This is a genomic window from Enterobacter sp. Ap-1006 (assembly GCF_011752835.1).
GTDB lineage: Bacteria > Pseudomonadota > Gammaproteobacteria > Enterobacterales > Enterobacteriaceae > Cedecea.
Genome location: NZ_VWWU01000008.1, coordinates 91,565 through 108,369 on the forward strand (window position 1 = coordinate 91,565; position 16,805 = coordinate 108,369).

A 16,805-nucleotide genomic window follows, 5' to 3' on the forward strand; every position below is an offset into this window, starting at 1 on the left:
AAGCCCAACAACAGCCAAAAAGTAAGCTGTTCTTTATTAGAGCCACCCTTACGTAGGTAAGAGGAAAAACCTGCCCTTCCAAATATATTAATAACAACATCTCTGAGCTATAGTCAACCCGATTTTTCATTATTATTAGCCTATTGGACCGATTTCACCCAAAAAAACTTTTGCAGCCCCATTTTGGGCAAAACTGCTATTCGTAACATGGCATAGACCTCCTTTTGTCAAAGCTCAGTGAAAATGTCTAGTCAGTGGCTCATCAGGAATGTCTATTCATTTTCCACAACAACGCTCTGGGGATGGGCTTCCAGTTCTGGGAAAAGTCCTTCACCTTGCGCTGTTACTGCGTGGAGGACGTCCGAATAGCAGACACCCAGATGCTCAGTGAAATGGCCAATAATCTTATCAATGACGTTTAAGAAAAACTCCGTGCTAATCATGAATAGATATTAGCATTGAGCCTCTACAATCTTGGTGCGCATAATGTATCATTTTATGTTAGAACAAGGTTCTGATCCATTCCGGTAGAATGCAGTTTGTGTTCACCGGAATGGCGAAGTTTTATCTTTAGCATAAAATGCATTGTGCGCATCTATTAGCTATCAGCCCATTTATTATATAGTCGAACTATATTCCTAAAGTGAACTCCTTTTATCACTTCATCATTATAATCCTTATATGTATCGGTTATCATTTCTCTAAATTCTTTTCTTAATTCGGTATCATCAAAATATGCATTTAATAAACAGAAGCATAGTCTATCTACGCTGTTCAAATAATTTTCAATGCATTGAGCTTGATGTAAACTCATACTATCCAATTCATCACTACTCATGTTTTTAACATTCAAACTTATATAGTTTGATACTTTTGACAATTCCATTCTATTCGCATTTATCACTTTTTCCACATCGAGCAATGCTATAAGTCTATTTATTTTATTGGCATCTACTGCCTCTTTAACTTGTTTAGTTAGCGCATCATTTGCCTCAACGGCTAATCCTATTTGGGTTGCCGTGTTTGATAGTTGTGTATTCCCCTGATTTAACTGGTCTTTTATCCTGCCCAGTTGAACTAATGCAGCAATCAGCATTCCTGCTGCTACAACTCCAGAAATAGAATATATCCATACAGTAAAAAGGTTATATGTTTCTTGATCCATGCTCTAATCCACCTATTTTTTTAAAGATATGATTCTATTTGCAATTGCTTGTCTCGCAGCTAATACCTCACGATTTAAGTTTTTATTACTAACATTTTCTGATATTTGTTGATCTGAGTTGAATATATTAGATAGTGTTATCCAAAATATATCTTTATTCATTTGTGATATATTCGAATCATTCAATACTCTTTCTGCATTATTCAATATGTTTTCATAGTCTGAAACATTATCATTTAATCTTTCAGATATTTTCTTTGCATATTCTTCGGATGTCATTTTTTGTCTTTACCTTTTTGTTTCATTTTCAGCTCAATTGCTTTTTTTATTTTCTCTCTTGACTCTTTAACTTCCTTATTAAAACTACTTACTCCGAAATTCTCTAAACCAGATGAAGGCCAAGAATTTATCTCGGCAATTAAAAAATCCCAAAATCTCTCCTTATCCTCCTCATTATTTAATGCTATCTGCATTTCAGCATCATCAATTATTGATTGAAAGTCACTAGTTTCTCTAAATAACTTATCCCCGATTTCTTTTGCATATGTATTCATATTTTTTCCTTTTTCAATATATGTAATATCTAAAACCCCCGTCCTGTGCTACGTGGGTAGTCTATCTATCTTTGCTACTTGGTTTAGATTTTAGCCGCTTGCGGTTCGGGGTTCTGTGACACCCGAACTCTAATGCGGTTTACCTAGGCTTTCTTTTATATAGCATATCATTGAAGCTATTTACTTTTATCGAAAATTTGCTCAGAACGTGACTACAACGTTTTCAGAGCATCTAACGTGTCATCGCTGTTCAGTGAGCGCTGTTTTTTCTCGGTTGGTTTTTGCACGCAAGAATGGCCGCTATACTTTGAGCAATTAAGTATAGCGTCTGTTTTCGTTGTACTTAAGGGTGTAGTTACTCGAAAGCAAGAATAAACAAAAACATTAAAAATCAATATACTTATAACCACACTCAACATTCAGATTCAATATCGAATAGCGTGACATAAGCCTGCGTTCAGCAGGCTTTTTCTTTTGATGCGTACTAGGTATACGCCAATAGCTGCTCCGCAGTGATAAGCCTCATCTTTTCAAGCTGAATAGCTACCGCTCTCGGAGAACGTTCAAACTCATCCCCCAGGGTTTCGATAGCGCCAGTTTGCTCAAATCGCTCTGCAAGAATCAGTTTCTCTTCTTCGGCCCAGGGAAAATGAGACTTAGCCGGACGTCCTTCGGCAAGGTTACGCTGCTGTCTCTCCTCAGGGGTTAGCCTGGGCTTTTTCTGTTTTTCCGGGCTCACCGACAGCTCCTCAGCCAGGGCAAACAGCGCTCTTATCGCTTCCGGCTTATTGGCTGTTGATTTAGCGCCAAGCACCTCTCCAGTTTCTGGATTGATGCCATTTGCTAGCGCTTTTAACATCGCCGATATTTTCATTGCGCCTCCTTAAATACTTCTACTAATCCATTTAATTTTAAAAGAACCTGAAAACACCCAAATATAAAGGACAAATTTTATATTTTGGATAAATAAAACTAATCCATATTCATTCAGCTTAGAAAATCTCAATCGTGACATAGTGCACAAAACGTTACCCTCTGCCGGTATTCTGAGGGGACAAATATGCTGCTACACATTCTTTATTTGATTGGTATTACGGCGGAAGCCATGACCGGGGCCCTGGCCGCCGGGCGCCGTCGCATGGATACGTTTGGCGTCATTATTATCGCCACTGCCACGGCGCTGGGCGGTGGTTCTGTTCGCGATATTCTGCTGGGCCACTATCCCCTCGGCTGGGTGAAACACCCTGAGTACGTAGTGATTGTTGCCGTTGCGGCAGTACTCACAACCATCATGGCTCCCGTAATGCCGCACCTACGCAAACTCTTTTTGGTACTGGATGCGCTGGGGCTCGTTGTCTTTTCTATTATCGGTGCGCAGGTTGCTTTGGATATGGGCGAAGGCCCAATCATTGCGACCATTGCCGCCGTTGTCACCGGCGTCTTTGGGGGTGTGCTAAGAGATATGTTCTGCAAACGAATTCCCCTCGTGTTCCAGAAAGAACTGTACGCTGGTATCGCCTTTGCTTCAGCCGTGCTGTATATCGCGCTGCAGCACTACGTCAGCAGCCATGACGTCGTGGTTATAGCAACCTTATTATTCGGCTTTAGCACTCGGCTACTGGCACTGCGTCTGCGGCTTGGGCTACCTGTATTCCATTACAAACACGCCGATCACTGATGACCAAAACCCGGGATGTTATGCTGGCCAAGGAAGGCGGCCAGGGCAATCACCTGTGGATGCTGCATAAAATCGACTAACTGACTTGCCCGCTTAGCTCCCACACCGGGTAAAGTTTGCCATCGGGATTGATCCCAGTCGCCAAGCTGCTGCCAGTGTTTGTCTTTAAGAACGGCATGCGCACTTCGCGGCAGCGGCATCCCTAAGGCCAATACCCAGCGGATAAACGGCTGTTTTCGGGACAGAGAAAACTGATGCCATAACAGCTCGGCTTTTTTCACTGAAATTCCCGGTAAACCAGACAGAATTGTCTTGTTCAAATCCAGCCATGAAAAAACGTGCTGAAAGCGTGACGTCATGTGTAGATGGCGCCAGGTGCTTTGACTAACGCCAGCCAAATCCAGAACTCGCTTTTGGCTCATCCCCGTCAGACGGGCAATAAATTGTTCTGCGCATTCAGATGAAGCATAAAGGCAAGTCACCGGTGTAAAAGCCACCATTTCCGGTATGGATGTATCTCGCTGACTGACGCGCCAGACGACTTCGTCCATCCGAGGTATTCCCTGTCCCGCCAGACTTATTTTTACTTTATCACCGGCCACAACATCCCATTCCTGCCAGCGCTTTAGAGAACCGATATTCACTCGTCGAACACGTTTATCGTCGAGCTGAACCTCTTCCAATTCAAGCACGACGGACACCTTACCCGTTCGCCCTACGGCAAAATCAACGTTACGGACCACGGCGATTTGCTCAGCAGGAGGATATTTCCACGCGATGGCCCACTCCCCCTGCCCCGGCTGCCAGAATTTAGCCTCGGGTTCACGTTCCTGACGAATCACAATGCCATCCGTGACAAAGGGGAGAGACTGGCGAAACCACCCCTCACGTAAGCGGGCAATTTCATCAATGTTTGTTACAGGCCGGGACCATAGAGCAGTCAGAGAAAATCCTGCATCACGCAATATACTGCCTTTTTCAGCATAGCTTTTGGGGCCATCTGGCCATGCCCAGATAAAAATGCCCAGCGAGTGTGGATCGCTAACCGCCCCGGTACGAAGCATTTCCCCGGCAACTTTAGATCTCGCATTCACACCTCCAGCCAGGCTTTGAATATGGCCTTCCCGTTTCAGGAAGAGCTCGCCTTGCAGCACGCTGTTGGCAAGAGGTCCAGCAAGATGAAGGGGTATGGCATCAATACCGGCAGCTTTATGCGTCCAGTCCTCTCCTTTAATGCCATTGCCACGGCTTAGCATTTTCACTAACCGCCCTTGTTGATAGACCAGTGTGATAGCCACCCCATCTACTTTGGGCTGTACCCATAAGTTCTGTCGGCCTGCAGCCCATAGCTCGACAGCTCGTTTATCCGGTAGCTTTTTCAGCCCTGTATGCGCAACAGGATGAGACGAGTTTCCTGCTGCTCCCATCCTTGCAGATTCTGCCTCTTGCCCCTGTTTAATGCAGCGCCTCCAGGCAGACAGTGTCTCCTTTAAGTCATCGTAAACGGCATCACTCACCAAACTCTTTCCCTGCTGGTAATAGGCGTCATCCCAGAGGGATAGCTGGTGCGTAAGGCGTTCAATCTCCTTCTGTGTTCTGACATCAGACCATGCTGGACAAGATGCCATTACCGTTGATGAAACTCCCAGTAAAATGACAAAAACTGCTAACGCGACCCCTTTCATACCACCCTCCATTTCCTTTCTCCGGGGAGGTATAACCGTGTCCCGCATCAATCGCGAGCATGAAAGATCCTGCGTACGAGATACGTCCCTAAAAACTAATCTCGTTGCATCGAGAATGACAAAAAGGTGGAAAACATCGCTTAAAACACGAGAAAAAACGCACCTGGCAATGACAAAACCTACGTACTGAGGCAGCGGTGTGTATAATATGCCGGTAGACGCTCTTCCCTTTATGCATACCGATTAAGTTAGAACTCATGGCTCAAGGCACGCTTTATATTGTTTCCGCTCCAAGTGGCGCGGGTAAATCCAGCCTCATCCAGGCTTTGTTAAAGACGCAACCGCTGTATGACACCCAGGTTTCCATCTCGCACACCACTCGCGGTGAACGCCCAGGTGAAAATCACGGGGAACATTACTTCTTTGTCAGCAAAGACGAATTCCAGCAGATGATCGCTGAAGACGCTTTTCTTGAGCACGCGGAAGTATTTGGTAACTACTACGGTACATCCCGCCAGGCGATCGAAAATGTGCTGGCGACCGGCGTAGATGTGTTTTTGGATATCGACTGGCAGGGTGCAGAGCAAATTCGTAAGAAAATGCCGCAATCCCGCAGTATCTTTATTCTGCCGCCGTCAAAAGACGAACTGGACCGCCGCCTGCGTGGTCGCGGTCAGGATAGCGAAGAGGTGATTGCAAAACGCATGGCGCAAGCCGTTGCAGAAATGAGTCACTATGCGGAGTATGATTACCTTATCGTTAATGATGACTTCGACACTGCCCTGTCTGATTTAAAGATAATCATTCGTGCCGAGCGTCTACGAATGGGTCGCCAAAAGATGCGACATGACGCTTTAATCAGCAAACTATTGGCAGACTGACACCAGTTTCAGTATCATGCCCAGTCATTTCTTCACCTGTGGAGCATTTTAATTATGGCACGCGTAACCGTTCAGGACGCTGTAGAGAAAATTGGTAACCGTTTTGACCTGGTACTTGTGGCCGCGCGTCGCGCTCGTCAGATGCAGGTTGGCGGTAAAGATCCGCTGGTACCGGAAGAAAACGATAAAACGACCGTTATCGCACTGCGTGAAATCGAAGAAGGGTTGATCACCAACCAGATTCTCGATGTTCGTGAGCGCCAGGAACAGCAAGAGCAGGAAGCCGCAGAACTGCAGGCCGTGACTGCTATTGCTGAAGGTCGTCGTTAATTAGCCTGCGGGTAGCCCTTGTATCTGTTTGAAAGCCTGAATCAGCTGATTCAAAACTATCTGCCAGAGGAGCAAATTAAGCGCCTCCGGCAGGCATACCTTGTCGCACGTGATGCTCACGAGGGACAAACTCGTTCAAGCGGTGAACCCTATATCACCCATCCCGTCGCCGTTGCCTGTATCCTGGCCGAGATGAAACTCGACCATGAAACGCTAATGGCAGCGCTTCTGCATGACGTGATTGAAGACACCCCGGCCACCTACCAGGATATGGAACAGCTGTTTGGCAAAAGCGTTGCCGAACTGGTGGAAGGGGTTTCTAAGCTAGATAAACTGAAGTTCCGCGATAAGAAAGAGGCTCAGGCCGAAAACTTCCGCAAAATGATCATGGCGATGGTGCAGGATATTCGCGTCATTTTGATCAAGCTTGCCGACCGCACGCACAATATGCGCACGCTTGGGTCATTGCGCCCAGATAAACGCCGCCGTATTGCCCGTGAAACCCTCGAAATTTATAGCCCACTCGCTCACCGCCTCGGTATTCATCACCTGAAAACCGAACTGGAAGAGCTTGGCTTTGAAGCGCTTTATCCGAACCGCTACCGCGTCATTAAAGAAGTGGTAAAAGCGGCGCGAGGTAACCGCAAAGAGATGATTCAAAAAATCCTCTCTGAAATCGACGGGCGTCTTCAGGAGGCAGGCATTGCCTGCCGCGTTAGCGGTCGCGAAAAGCACCTTTACTCTATTTACTGCAAGATGACGCTCAAAGAACAGCGTTTCCATTCGATCATGGATATCTACGCGTTTCGCGTCATTGTCCACGACATGGATACCTGCTATCGCGTCCTCGGGCAGATGCACAGCCTCTATAAACCTCGTCCAGGGCGGGTGAAAGACTATATCGCCATCCCGAAAGCGAACGGCTATCAGTCCCTGCACACCTCAATGATTGGGCCGCACGGCGTCCCGGTTGAAGTGCAAATCCGTACTGAAGACATGGATCAGATGGCGGAAATGGGGGTTGCTGCGCACTGGGCTTATAAAGAGCAAGGCGAAAGCAGCACGACGGCACAAATCCGCGCTCAGCGCTGGATGCAAAGCCTGCTGGAGCTGCAGCAAAGCGCCGGTAGCTCATTTGAATTCATTGAGAGCGTAAAATCCGATCTGTTCCCGGATGAGATTTACGTTTTCACCCCGGAAGGCCGCATTGTAGAGTTGCCCGCAGGCGCAACGCCGGTGGACTTCGCCTACGCGGTACATACCGATATCGGTCACGCCTGCGTAGGCGCTCGCGTCGATCGCCAGCCTTACCCGCTTTCACAGTCGTTGACCAGCGGGCAGACTATCGAAATCATCACCGCACCCGGGGCACGTCCAAACGCCGCATGGCTTAATTTTGTTGTCAGCTCCAAAGCTCGCGCCAAAATTCGCCAAATGCTGAAAAATCTGAAGCGTGATGATTCCGTCAGTTTAGGGCGTCGCCTGCTCAACCATGCGCTCGGTGGCAGCCGTAAACTGGCTGAAATTCCTGCCGAAAATCTCCAGCGTGAACTGGACCGCATGAAGCTTGCGTCACTTGATGACCTGCTGGCCGAAATTGGCCTCGGGAACGCAATGAGCGTCGTCGTGGCGAAAAACCTGCAAGGAGAATCACCAGTTGCTGCTCAGCCAGGCACAGCGCCTGCAGCAAACCACAGCAACCTGCCAATCAAAGGTGCAGACGGCGTTCTGATTACCTTCGCCAAGTGCTGCCGCCCAATTCCGGGAGATCCTATCGTCGCTCACGTCAGCCCAGGTAAAGGGCTGGTTATCCACCATGAGTCTTGTCGAAACATTCGTGGCTACCAGAAAGAGCCCGAGAAGTTTATGGCCGTGGAATGGGATAAAGAGACCGAGCAAGAGTTTATCACCGAGATCAAGGTGGACATGTTTAACCACCAGGGTGCGCTGGCAAACCTGACCGCGGCAATCAACACTGCGGGCTCTAACATCCAGAGCCTGAACACCGAAGAGAAAGACGGCCGCGTATACAGCGCCTTCATTCGCCTGACAGCCCGGGATCGCGTCCATCTGGCGAACATCATGCGCAAGATTCGCGTGATGCCGGATGTGATTAAAGTGACCCGCAACAGAAACTAGAGTTATGAATCCTCAACGTTATGCGCGTATTTGCGAGATGCTCGCCAGACGCCAGCCGGACCTGACCGTTTGTATGGAGCAGGTGCACAAGCCCCATAACGTCTCCGCCATCATCCGTACCGCCGACGCCGTGGGCGTGCATGAAGTGCACGCCGTTTGGCCAGGAAGCCGTATGCGCACCATGGCGTCTTCCGCCGCAGGAAGTAATTCCTGGGTTCAAGTCAAAACACACAAGACTATCGGCGAAGCCGTCCGGCAGCTCAAAAGCTGCGGCATGCAAATTCTGGCGACTCATCTTTCCGATAAAGCCGTCGACTTCCGTGAGATAGATTACACTCGCCCCACCTGCATTCTGATGGGTCAGGAAAAAACCGGCATTACCGAAGAGGCGCTCGCGCTTGCCGATCAGGACATCATTATTCCTATGATCGGTATGGTGCAATCCCTGAACGTGTCCGTCGCCTCGGCGCTGATTTTGTACGAAGCCCAGCGCCAGCGCCAAAACGCAGGCATGTATCAGCGTGAAAACAGTACGTTACCGGAAGCTGAGCAACAGAGACTGCTGTTTGAAGGTGGCTATCCTGTGCTGGCGAACGTTTCCCGCCGGAAAGGCTTACCGTACCCACATGTGAATCAGCAGGGTGAGATAGAAGCTGATGCCGCATGGTGGGCCACGATGCAGTCGGCGAAATAAGCCATGAAAGGCCGCCTGCTGGATGCCATACCGCTAAGCACGCTTGCCGGAGTGGGCGCCAGCCAGAGCGGAAAGCTGGCCAAAATAGGCCTGCATACCATCCAGGATCTGCTGCTGCACCTGCCGCTTCGCTACGAAGACCGTACCCATCTTTACCCCATTAACGACCTTCAGCCGGGCCTGTACGCCACGGTGGAAGGCGAAGTGCTGAACAGCAATATCACCTTCGGCGGACGCCGGATGATGACCTGCCAGATTAGCGACGGCACCGGCATTCTCACGATGCGTTTTTTCAATTTCAACGCCGCGATGAAAAACAGCCTTTCTGCCGGCAAGCGCGTGCTCGCCTACGGTGAAGCCAAACGTGGCAAATACGGTGCCGAGATGTTCCACCCTGAATACCGCATTCAGGGCGACCTCAGTACGCCGGATCTGCAGGAAACGCTCACGCCGGTTTACCCGACGACCGAGGGAATCCGCCAGGCTACGCTACGTAAGTTGACCGATCAGGCACTCGAGCTGCTGGATACCTGCGCAATTACCGAACTTCTGCCCGCCGAACTGAGTCAGGGCATGATGAGCCTGCCGGAGGCATTACGCACCTTGCACAGGCCGCCGCCGGACATGAAACTGGCCGATCTGGAAACCGGTAAACATCCGGCTCAGCAGAGATTAATCCTCGAAGAGCTACTTGCCCATAATCTGAGTATGCTGGCGCTACGAGCCGGGGCACAGCGCTACCATGCGCTACCGCTGGTTAATCACGACGAACTAAAAAACCAGTTACTTGCTGCCCTGCCCTTTAAGCCTACCGGGGCTCAGGAACGAGTAGTCTCAGAAATAGAACGAGATATGGCGCTGGACGTACCTATGATGCGCCTGGTGCAGGGCGACGTAGGTTCCGGTAAAACGCTGGTTGCCGCCCTGGCAGCCCTTCGTGCTATCGCACACGGTAAGCAGGTTGGCCTGATGGCCCCCACCGAGTTGCTGGCTGAGCAACACGCCAATAACTTCCGTCAGTGGTTTGAACCATTAGGTATCGAGGTAGGCTGGCTGGCCGGGAAGCAAAAAGGCAAAGCCCGGATTGCGCAACAGGAAGCCATTGCCAGCGGCCAGGTTTCGATGGTGGTTGGCACTCACGCTATTTTCCAGGAGCAGGTTCAGTTTGCCGGGCTGGCGCTGGTTATCATTGATGAGCAGCACCGTTTTGGCGTGCATCAACGCCTGGCGCTGTGGGAAAAAGGTCAGATTCAGGGCTTCCATCCTCATCAACTGATCATGACCGCAACGCCGATTCCACGCACGCTGGCGATGACTGCCTATGCCGACCTCGATACCTCAGTCATCGATGAATTGCCGCCGGGACGAACGCCAGTCACTACCGTGGCAATAGCGGACACCCGCCGCAGCGAGATAATTGAGCGAGTACGCAACGCCTGCCGCGACGAAAAACGTCAGGCATACTGGGTTTGTACGCTGATTGAAGAGTCTGAACTGCTGGAGGCCCAGGCTGCGGAAGTGACCTGGGAAGAGCTAAAAACCGCCCTCCCGGAGCTTAACGTTGGTCTGGTACACGGGCGCATGAAGCCACAGGAAAAACAGGCGGTAATGCAGGCCTTCAAGCAGGGCGAACTGCATCTTCTGGTCGCCACCACGGTGATTGAAGTCGGCGTGGATGTTCCCAACGCCAGCCTGATGATCATCGAAAACCCTGAGCGTTTAGGGCTTGCGCAACTCCACCAGCTCCGCGGCCGTGTTGGCCGTGGCGCCGTGGCCTCTCACTGCGTGCTTCTGTATAAATCCCCGCTATCCAAAACGGCACAGCTTCGCCTGCAGGTGCTGAGAGACAGTAATGATGGTTTTGTGATTGCGCAAAAAGACCTGGAGATCCGCGGGCCTGGCGAGCTGCTAGGAACTCGCCAGACGGGTAACGCAGAATTCAAAGTGGCCGATCTGCTGCGGGACCAGGGAATGATCCCGCAGGTTCAGCGCCTGGCGCGCCATATCCACGAACGCTATCCTGAACAGGCTAAGGCGCTGATCGAACGCTGGATGCCGGAAACCGAGCGTTACTCCAACGCTTAAGCAAACAGCGGTAGCATCAGGAACAGCTTGATCACCACCGCATTCACGATGTCGATAAAGAACGCTCCCACCATCGGCACCACCAGAAACGCCATATGGGACGGGCCAAATCGTTCGGTAATCGCCTGCATATTAGCAATCGCCGTCGGTGTGGCACCCATGCCAAAACCACAGTGACCGGCGGCCAGCACCGCCGCATCGTAGTTTTTGCCCATCAAACGCCAGGTGACAAAAATGGCGTACAGCGCCATAAACAACGTTTGTACGGCCAGAATAGCCAGCATCGGTAACGCCAGAGAGGCCAGTTCCCAAAGTTTAAGGCTCATTAACGCCATCGCCAGGAACAGCGAAAGGCTGACGTTGCCCAGTACGGAAACCGCCCGCTCGAAGACACGATAGAAGCCCACGGCCGCGAGCAAATTACTGAGAATCACACCAATAAACAGCACGCAGACAAACGTCGGCAGCTCAAAAGGTGTGCCCTGCAATAACTCAGCAACGACACGCCCTACCGTCAGGCAGATAGCAATCAGGGCGATGGTTTCAATCATTACCAAAGAGGTAATGACCCGCCCGACATCTGGCTTTTCAAACGCGCCGGGGATCTCGTTATCTTCAGGCGCACCATTCGGCGTAGACGAATGTTTAACCAGGTAGCGAGCAACCGGGCCACCAATTAAACCGCCCAGCACCAGGCCAAAAGTCGCACAGGCCATAGCAACTTCCGTCGCATTCTGGAAACCATAGCGTTCGGTAAAGAGTTTGCCCCAGGCTGCACCGGTACCGTGCCCGCCGGACAACGTTATCGAACCTGCCAGCAGCCCCATCAGCGGATCGAGCCCCAACATGCTGGCCATACCGATGCCAATGGCGTTCTGCATGACCAGTAGCCCAACGACGATAAACAGGAAAATCCCCACCACTTTCCCGCCTTTGCGCAAACTGGCGATATTCGCATTCAGGCCGATTGTGGCAAAGAAAGCGAGCATCAAAGGATCTTTGAGGCTCATATCAAACTCAATTTCCCAGCCCATGCTCTTTTTCAGGACAAGCAGGGCTATCGCCACCAGCAGCCCACCGGCCACGGGTTCAGGAATAGTGTATTTTTTGAGGAAAGGGACCGAGTGGACCATTTTACGCCCCAGAAGCAGCACTAACGTGGCGGCCACCAGGGTAGAAAGGGTATCAAGATGAAACATTGCAGGGCTCCTTTTATTGCGCATCCATCATTCGCGCTTAATTATCCTTCGCTGTTATTTCCTTCATGGATGAAATCAGCCGGCGCATTTTAACCAAAAAATGCGCCTTCGTTATAACTAATGCTCAATTTATGACATTTCGCTCTTATCCCATTAGGCTAGCAATCGTTTGCTTTTGCCGTTCAGTCCGTTAAAATCAGCGCTTTTCCAGCCATGAGATCGTCACTGATGTCCGTGAATGCCGTAGAGTCAGATAATGCGCAACCGGTTGCGCAGACTCGCCCGAGCGAACTAATTTATCGCCTTGAAGACCGCCCGCCGCTGCCACAAACCCTTTTTGCCGCCTGCCAACACCTGCTGGCGATGTTTGTGGCTGTGATTACACCGGCATTGTTAATTTGCCAGGCGTTGGGGTTACCGGCATCGGACACGCAGCACATTATCAGCATGTCTTTGTTTGCCTCTGGCGTGGCTTCGATTATTCAAATCAAAGCCTGGGGGCCAGTAGGTTCAGGTTTGCTGTCGATTCAGGGCACCAGCTTTAACTTTGTCTCTCCGCTGATTATGGGCGGCATGGCGCTGAAAAATGGCGGTGCGGACGTGCCGACGATGATGGCGGCACTCTTTGGCACGCTGATGCTTGCCAGCTGCACGGAAATGCTGATTTCACGCGTGCTGCATCTTGCTCGTCGTATCATCACTCCTCTGGTTTCCGGCGTGGTGGTCATGATTATCGGCCTGTCCCTGATTCAGGTTGGGCTGACCTCTATCGGCGGTGGCTATGGCGCCATGGCCGATCACACTTTTGGCGCACCGAAAAATCTGCTGCTGGCAGGCGCAGTTCTGCTGGTTATTATCCTGCTGAACCGCCAGCGTAATCCGTACCTGCGCGTAGCGTCCCTGGTCATCGCGATGGCCGTGGGTTATCTGCTCGCCTGGGCTCTGGACATGCTGCCAGCCACGACTCAGGCCGCGAACACCGACCTAATCATGGTCCCCACGCCGCTGTATTACGGACTTGGCATCGACTGGAGCCTGCTGATCCCGCTGATGCTGGTGTTTATGGTGACTTCGCTGGAAACCATCGGCGACATCACCGCCACCTCCGACGTCTCCGAACAGCCCGTTTCCGGCCCGCTGTACATGAAGCGCCTGAAGGGAGGCGTACTGGCTAATGGTCTGAATTCCTGCGTTTCTGCCGTGTTCAATACCTTTCCGAATTCCTGCTTTGGCCAGAACAACGGGGTTATTCAATTGACCGGCGTCGCCAGCCGCTATGTGGGCTTTGTTGTCGCCCTGATGCTGATCGTGCTGGGCCTCTTCCCGGCAGTAAGCGGCTTTGTGCAGCATATTCCTGAACCTGTTCTCGGCGGCGCAACGATTGTGATGTTCGGCACCATTGCCGCTTCCGGGGTGCGTATCGTCTCCCGCGAGCCGCTGAACCGCCGCGCGATTATGATCATCGCCCTGTCGCTCGCCGTTGGCCTTGGCGTGTCCCAGCAGCCACTGATCCTTCAGTTCGCGCCTGACTGGCTGAAAACCCTACTCTCTTCGGGCATTGCTGCCGGTGGGATCACGGCCATCGTGCTTAATCTGATTTTCCCGCCAGAAAAAGAGTAACGCCCTTACGCGCCGGCAATGATTTTTTGCCGGCGCGAAATCTCCTTTGACAATCCCCTCCTTGAGCTACAGCAGTAAATCGGGCATAACACCCTTAGCGAAACTGAAAGGGGTGGAAGGCAATGAAATTCCTCGGAAAGCTGGTTCTTATCCTGTTGGGCCTTGTGATACTGGCGCTGGTTGCGTTTTACATCCTGCTGCAAACCCGCTGGGGCGCGGGCCAAATCAGCAGCTGGGTGAATGAAAAAACGAGCTACCACCTCTCTTTCAATGAGATGGCGCATGACTGGTCTTCGCCCACCCATCTGGTGTTCCATAACGTTACTTTTGGCCGCACCGGCCAGCCCGCTACTCTGGTCGCGAAGAGCGTGGATATTGGCCTGAGTACGCGCCAGTTTTCTCAGCCTCTCTATGTCGACACTATTTTGCTCCAGCAAGGGACGTTAAATCTCAGCGCAAATGCGGTTCCACTCCCGCTTGAGGCAGATAAGCTGCAGTTGCAGGATATGGCGATTAACAGCCCGGATAGCGAGTGGAATCTCAGCGCCCAGCGCGTTGAAGGCGGCGTGGCCCCCTGGCTGCCGCAGGCCGGAAAAGTGCTGGGTGACAAGGCCACTATCGCTTTCAGCGCAGGTTCTCTGACGCTCAACGGGATTAACGCCAGCAACGTCCTGCTGCAAGGGACGCTGAATAATGAACAGGTCACGCTGACCACTATCGGGGCGGACGTTGCTCGCGGCTCGCTGACGGGTAATGCCCACCGCAACGCCGACGGCTCATGGCAGGTGGGCAGCCTGCGCCTCAATGACATTCGCCTTCAAACGGCAAAATCACTCACCGATTTTCTTGCGCCAGTAACATCTGTTCCCTCGTTAACTATCGATCGCCTTGAAATAACCGATGCACGACTGGAAGGGAAAGAGTGGGCGGTAAGCGACCTTGCCCTTAGCCTGCGGAATCTGTCGCTGGCGAACGGGGGATGGCAAAGCGATGACGGCCAGCTGTCGATGAACGCCAGCGAATTCATTAACGGTTCGCTGCATTTGCAGGATCCGATCGTGAACGTCGATTTTGCCCCGGCAGGTGCCACGCTCCGGCAATTTAGCTCGCGCTGGGAGGGCGGTCTGGTTCGAGCTTCCGGGCAATGGTTGCGCGACGGTAATCAAGCGGTGATGGATGAAGTGGTCGTAGGCGGGCTGGAATACACGCTCCCGTCCAACTGGAAGGCCCTGTGGATGGAGAAACTGCCTGACTGGCTGAACAGCGTTACGGTGAAAAAGTTTTCGGCAAACCGTAATCTGGTTATCGATATCGACCCAGACTGGCCATTCCAGCTCACCGGGCTGGATGGCACCGCCACGAATATCCAGCTGGCACGAGATCATCAGTGGGGTATTTGGTCCGGCAATGCCTCGTTTAATGCCGCGGCGGCCACCTTTAACCGCGTTGACGTGCGGCGCCCGTCGCTGTCGCTGACGGCGAACCAGAGCCAGGTCGCGATAACGGAGCTAAGTGCGTTCGCGGGTGAAGGCTTACTGGAAGCCAGGGCAAACGTAAGCCAGACGCCTCTGCGTGCGGTGAGCGTTAGCCTGAAGGGCCAGAGCGTGCCGGTGAATGTGTTGCACGCCTGGGGCTGGCCTGCTCTGCCGCTCGAGGGGAACGGAAATCTGCAGCTTTCGGCGACCGGGCAGGTGGCCGCAGGCACTGCGCTGAAGCCCACCGTAAATGGCACCCTGCAGGCCACCAGCGCCAGTGGGCAACAGATTCAGCAGACTATGCGTAACGGAGATGTGCCCGGCGCGTAGCCTGCATCCTGACCTATTCCTCTTCGTTTCCGCCCTCTTCCAGAGGGCCGAACGGCTTAGCTGGCAGCACCAGATAGACACCTTCAAACACCGCGCCGGGCGTGTCATTGCCGTAAAGCTCGACTTCAAGCGCTACGCGAGCTTTGCGGCCCCGGGCCAGCCTGTCCAGATCGCCACTCAGCGACCCCAGGTCAGCCGTAGCCCCCGGTTTTCCGGTGATCGGTTTGCTATAACGGATATGGGCATCGGCCAGAATAATCGTCCCGCCGAGATGCCGCTCACGCAGCATCAGCCAGATAAGCCCCCAGCCGGTTAAGGTGGCAAGCGAGAACAAACTCCCCGCGAAGAGCGTGTGGTGCGGGTTTTGGTTGCCCGTTTCCGGCATCGTGGTGATGAATTTTTGCCCGGTATACTGCTGAATACGCACGCCCATTTTCTCGCTCAGCGGAATATGTTCGTACCATGCCTGTTGAAGCTGCCCGCACCAGTCGCCCCGATGCAAGATGTCATCAAGCGTAGCGACCGGCTTAATCATCAGGAAGTGGCGTACCGGCGTGGTTTGCGGGGTGGTGATTTCCCCCTGATTCACAAAGCCAAGCTTGGCAAAAAATGGAACAGCATCTTCACGTGCGCTACAGGTCACGCGCTTAACGCCTTCCTGGCGCGCCACGGACTCCAGCGCCATCGCCACCAGCGTCCCTAAGCCTTTATCCTGAACCGACGGGTGCACCGCCATAAAGCGAATCGCGGCTTCGTTATCGGCATTGATATAGAGGCGGCCCACGGCAACGGTATTGCCCTCTTCATCGACCACCATCTGATGATGCGCCATTGCATCCCAGGCGTCGCGCTCGGAACCTTTTGGCTGATGCAGCGGTTTGCGCAACATTTCCCAGCGGAACTGGTAATAACGATCTAGTTCTTCTTCTGTTTGTGGCACACGAAGGTGATACATACATTATTCTCTCGT

The 16,805-nt window shown here is 52.0% G+C and carries 15 protein-coding genes; 8 read left to right on the forward strand and 7 right to left on the reverse strand.

The window, feature by feature from the left end; translation table 11 throughout:
- Window positions 1–598: 598 nt before the first annotated feature.
- The 4 genes from F3J28_RS20800 to F3J28_RS20815 form a co-directional block, all read right to left on the reverse strand.
- The gene (locus F3J28_RS20800) at window positions 599–1,165 is read right to left on the reverse strand and encodes a hypothetical protein (protein ID WP_166879392.1); all 567 of its coding nucleotides are present in this window, start codon (window positions 1,163–1,165) and stop codon (window positions 599–601) included.
- A 12-nt stretch (window positions 1,166–1,177) separates the two neighbouring features.
- On the reverse strand, window positions 1,178–1,444 hold the full coding sequence (locus F3J28_RS20805) for a hypothetical protein (RefSeq protein WP_166879395.1): 267 nt from the start codon (window positions 1,442–1,444) through the stop codon (window positions 1,178–1,180).
- Window positions 1,441–1,719 (reverse strand): hypothetical protein, encoded by a 279-nt coding sequence (locus F3J28_RS20810; RefSeq protein ID WP_166879398.1) that lies wholly within the window; start codon window positions 1,717–1,719, stop codon window positions 1,441–1,443. The genes F3J28_RS20805 and F3J28_RS20810 overlap by 4 nt, the downstream gene beginning before the upstream one ends.
- A gap of 484 nt (window positions 1,720–2,203) precedes the next feature.
- Window positions 2,204–2,593, reverse strand: a complete 390-nt coding sequence (locus tag F3J28_RS20815; RefSeq protein WP_166879400.1) for a hypothetical protein — start codon at window positions 2,591–2,593, stop codon at window positions 2,204–2,206.
- 186 nt (window positions 2,594–2,779) lie between these two features.
- Between F3J28_RS20815 and F3J28_RS20820 the strand changes: the two genes are divergently transcribed.
- Entirely contained in the window at window positions 2,780–3,397 is a 618-nt protein-coding gene (locus F3J28_RS20820; protein ID WP_039289141.1) for a trimeric intracellular cation channel family protein, read from the forward strand.
- Here the strand turns inward: F3J28_RS20820 and ligB are convergent.
- Window positions 3,391–5,094: an NAD-dependent DNA ligase LigB gene (ligB, locus tag F3J28_RS20825; protein WP_502706916.1), complete on the reverse strand. Its 1,704-nt coding sequence runs from the start codon at window positions 5,092–5,094 to the stop codon at window positions 3,391–3,393. The two genes, F3J28_RS20820 and ligB, sit on opposite strands and share 7 nt — an antisense overlap.
- 245 nt (window positions 5,095–5,339) lie before the next feature.
- Between ligB and gmk the strand changes: the two genes are divergently transcribed.
- From gmk to recG, 5 genes are read left to right on the forward strand one after another with little or no spacing between them, the layout of a single operon-like run.
- Window positions 5,340–5,963 (forward strand): guanylate kinase, encoded by a 624-nt coding sequence (gene gmk, locus F3J28_RS20830; RefSeq protein WP_008457418.1) that lies wholly within the window; start codon window positions 5,340–5,342, stop codon window positions 5,961–5,963.
- Between the two features lie 54 nt (window positions 5,964–6,017).
- A complete protein-coding gene (gene rpoZ / locus F3J28_RS20835; RefSeq protein ID WP_008457417.1) occupies window positions 6,018–6,293 on the forward strand; it encodes a DNA-directed RNA polymerase subunit omega in 276 nt (91 codons plus the stop codon).
- Between the two features lie 18 nt (window positions 6,294–6,311).
- Entirely contained in the window at window positions 6,312–8,432 is a 2,121-nt protein-coding gene (gene spoT / locus F3J28_RS20840) for a bifunctional GTP diphosphokinase/guanosine-3',5'-bis pyrophosphate 3'-pyrophosphohydrolase (RefSeq protein WP_039289139.1), read from the forward strand.
- 4 nt (window positions 8,433–8,436) lie between these two features.
- A complete protein-coding gene (trmH, locus tag F3J28_RS20845; protein WP_166879403.1) occupies window positions 8,437–9,126 on the forward strand; it encodes a tRNA (guanosine(18)-2'-O)-methyltransferase TrmH in 690 nt (229 codons plus the stop codon).
- Window positions 9,127–9,129: 3 nt separating this feature from the next.
- On the forward strand, window positions 9,130–11,211 hold the full coding sequence (gene recG, locus F3J28_RS20850) for an ATP-dependent DNA helicase RecG (RefSeq protein WP_166879406.1): 2,082 nt from the start codon (window positions 9,130–9,132) through the stop codon (window positions 11,209–11,211).
- Here the strand turns inward: recG and gltS are convergent.
- Complete coding sequence (gene gltS / locus F3J28_RS20855; RefSeq protein WP_166879409.1) at window positions 11,208–12,410, reverse strand: sodium/glutamate symporter; 1,203 nt, start codon at window positions 12,408–12,410, stop codon at window positions 11,208–11,210. The two genes, recG and gltS, sit on opposite strands and share 4 nt — an antisense overlap.
- A 228-nt stretch (window positions 12,411–12,638) precedes the next feature.
- Here gltS and F3J28_RS20860 point away from each other — a divergent pair, with 228 nt between their 5' ends.
- Together F3J28_RS20860 and F3J28_RS20865 are read left to right on the forward strand one after the other, a co-directional pair.
- Window positions 12,639–14,030, forward strand: coding sequence for a nucleobase:cation symporter-2 family protein (locus F3J28_RS20860; RefSeq protein ID WP_008457403.1), 1,392 nt, complete (start codon window positions 12,639–12,641; stop codon window positions 14,028–14,030).
- Window positions 14,031–14,152: 122 nt separating this feature from the next.
- Entirely contained in the window at window positions 14,153–15,835 is a 1,683-nt protein-coding gene (locus F3J28_RS20865; protein WP_166879411.1) for an AsmA family protein, read from the forward strand.
- A 13-nt stretch (window positions 15,836–15,848) separates the two neighbouring features.
- Here the strand turns inward: F3J28_RS20865 and fabY are convergent, their stop codons facing one another.
- Window positions 15,849–16,790, reverse strand: coding sequence for a fatty acid biosynthesis protein FabY (fabY, locus tag F3J28_RS20870; protein ID WP_008457400.1), 942 nt, complete (start codon window positions 16,788–16,790; stop codon window positions 15,849–15,851).
- Window positions 16,791–16,805: the final 15 nt, after the last annotated feature.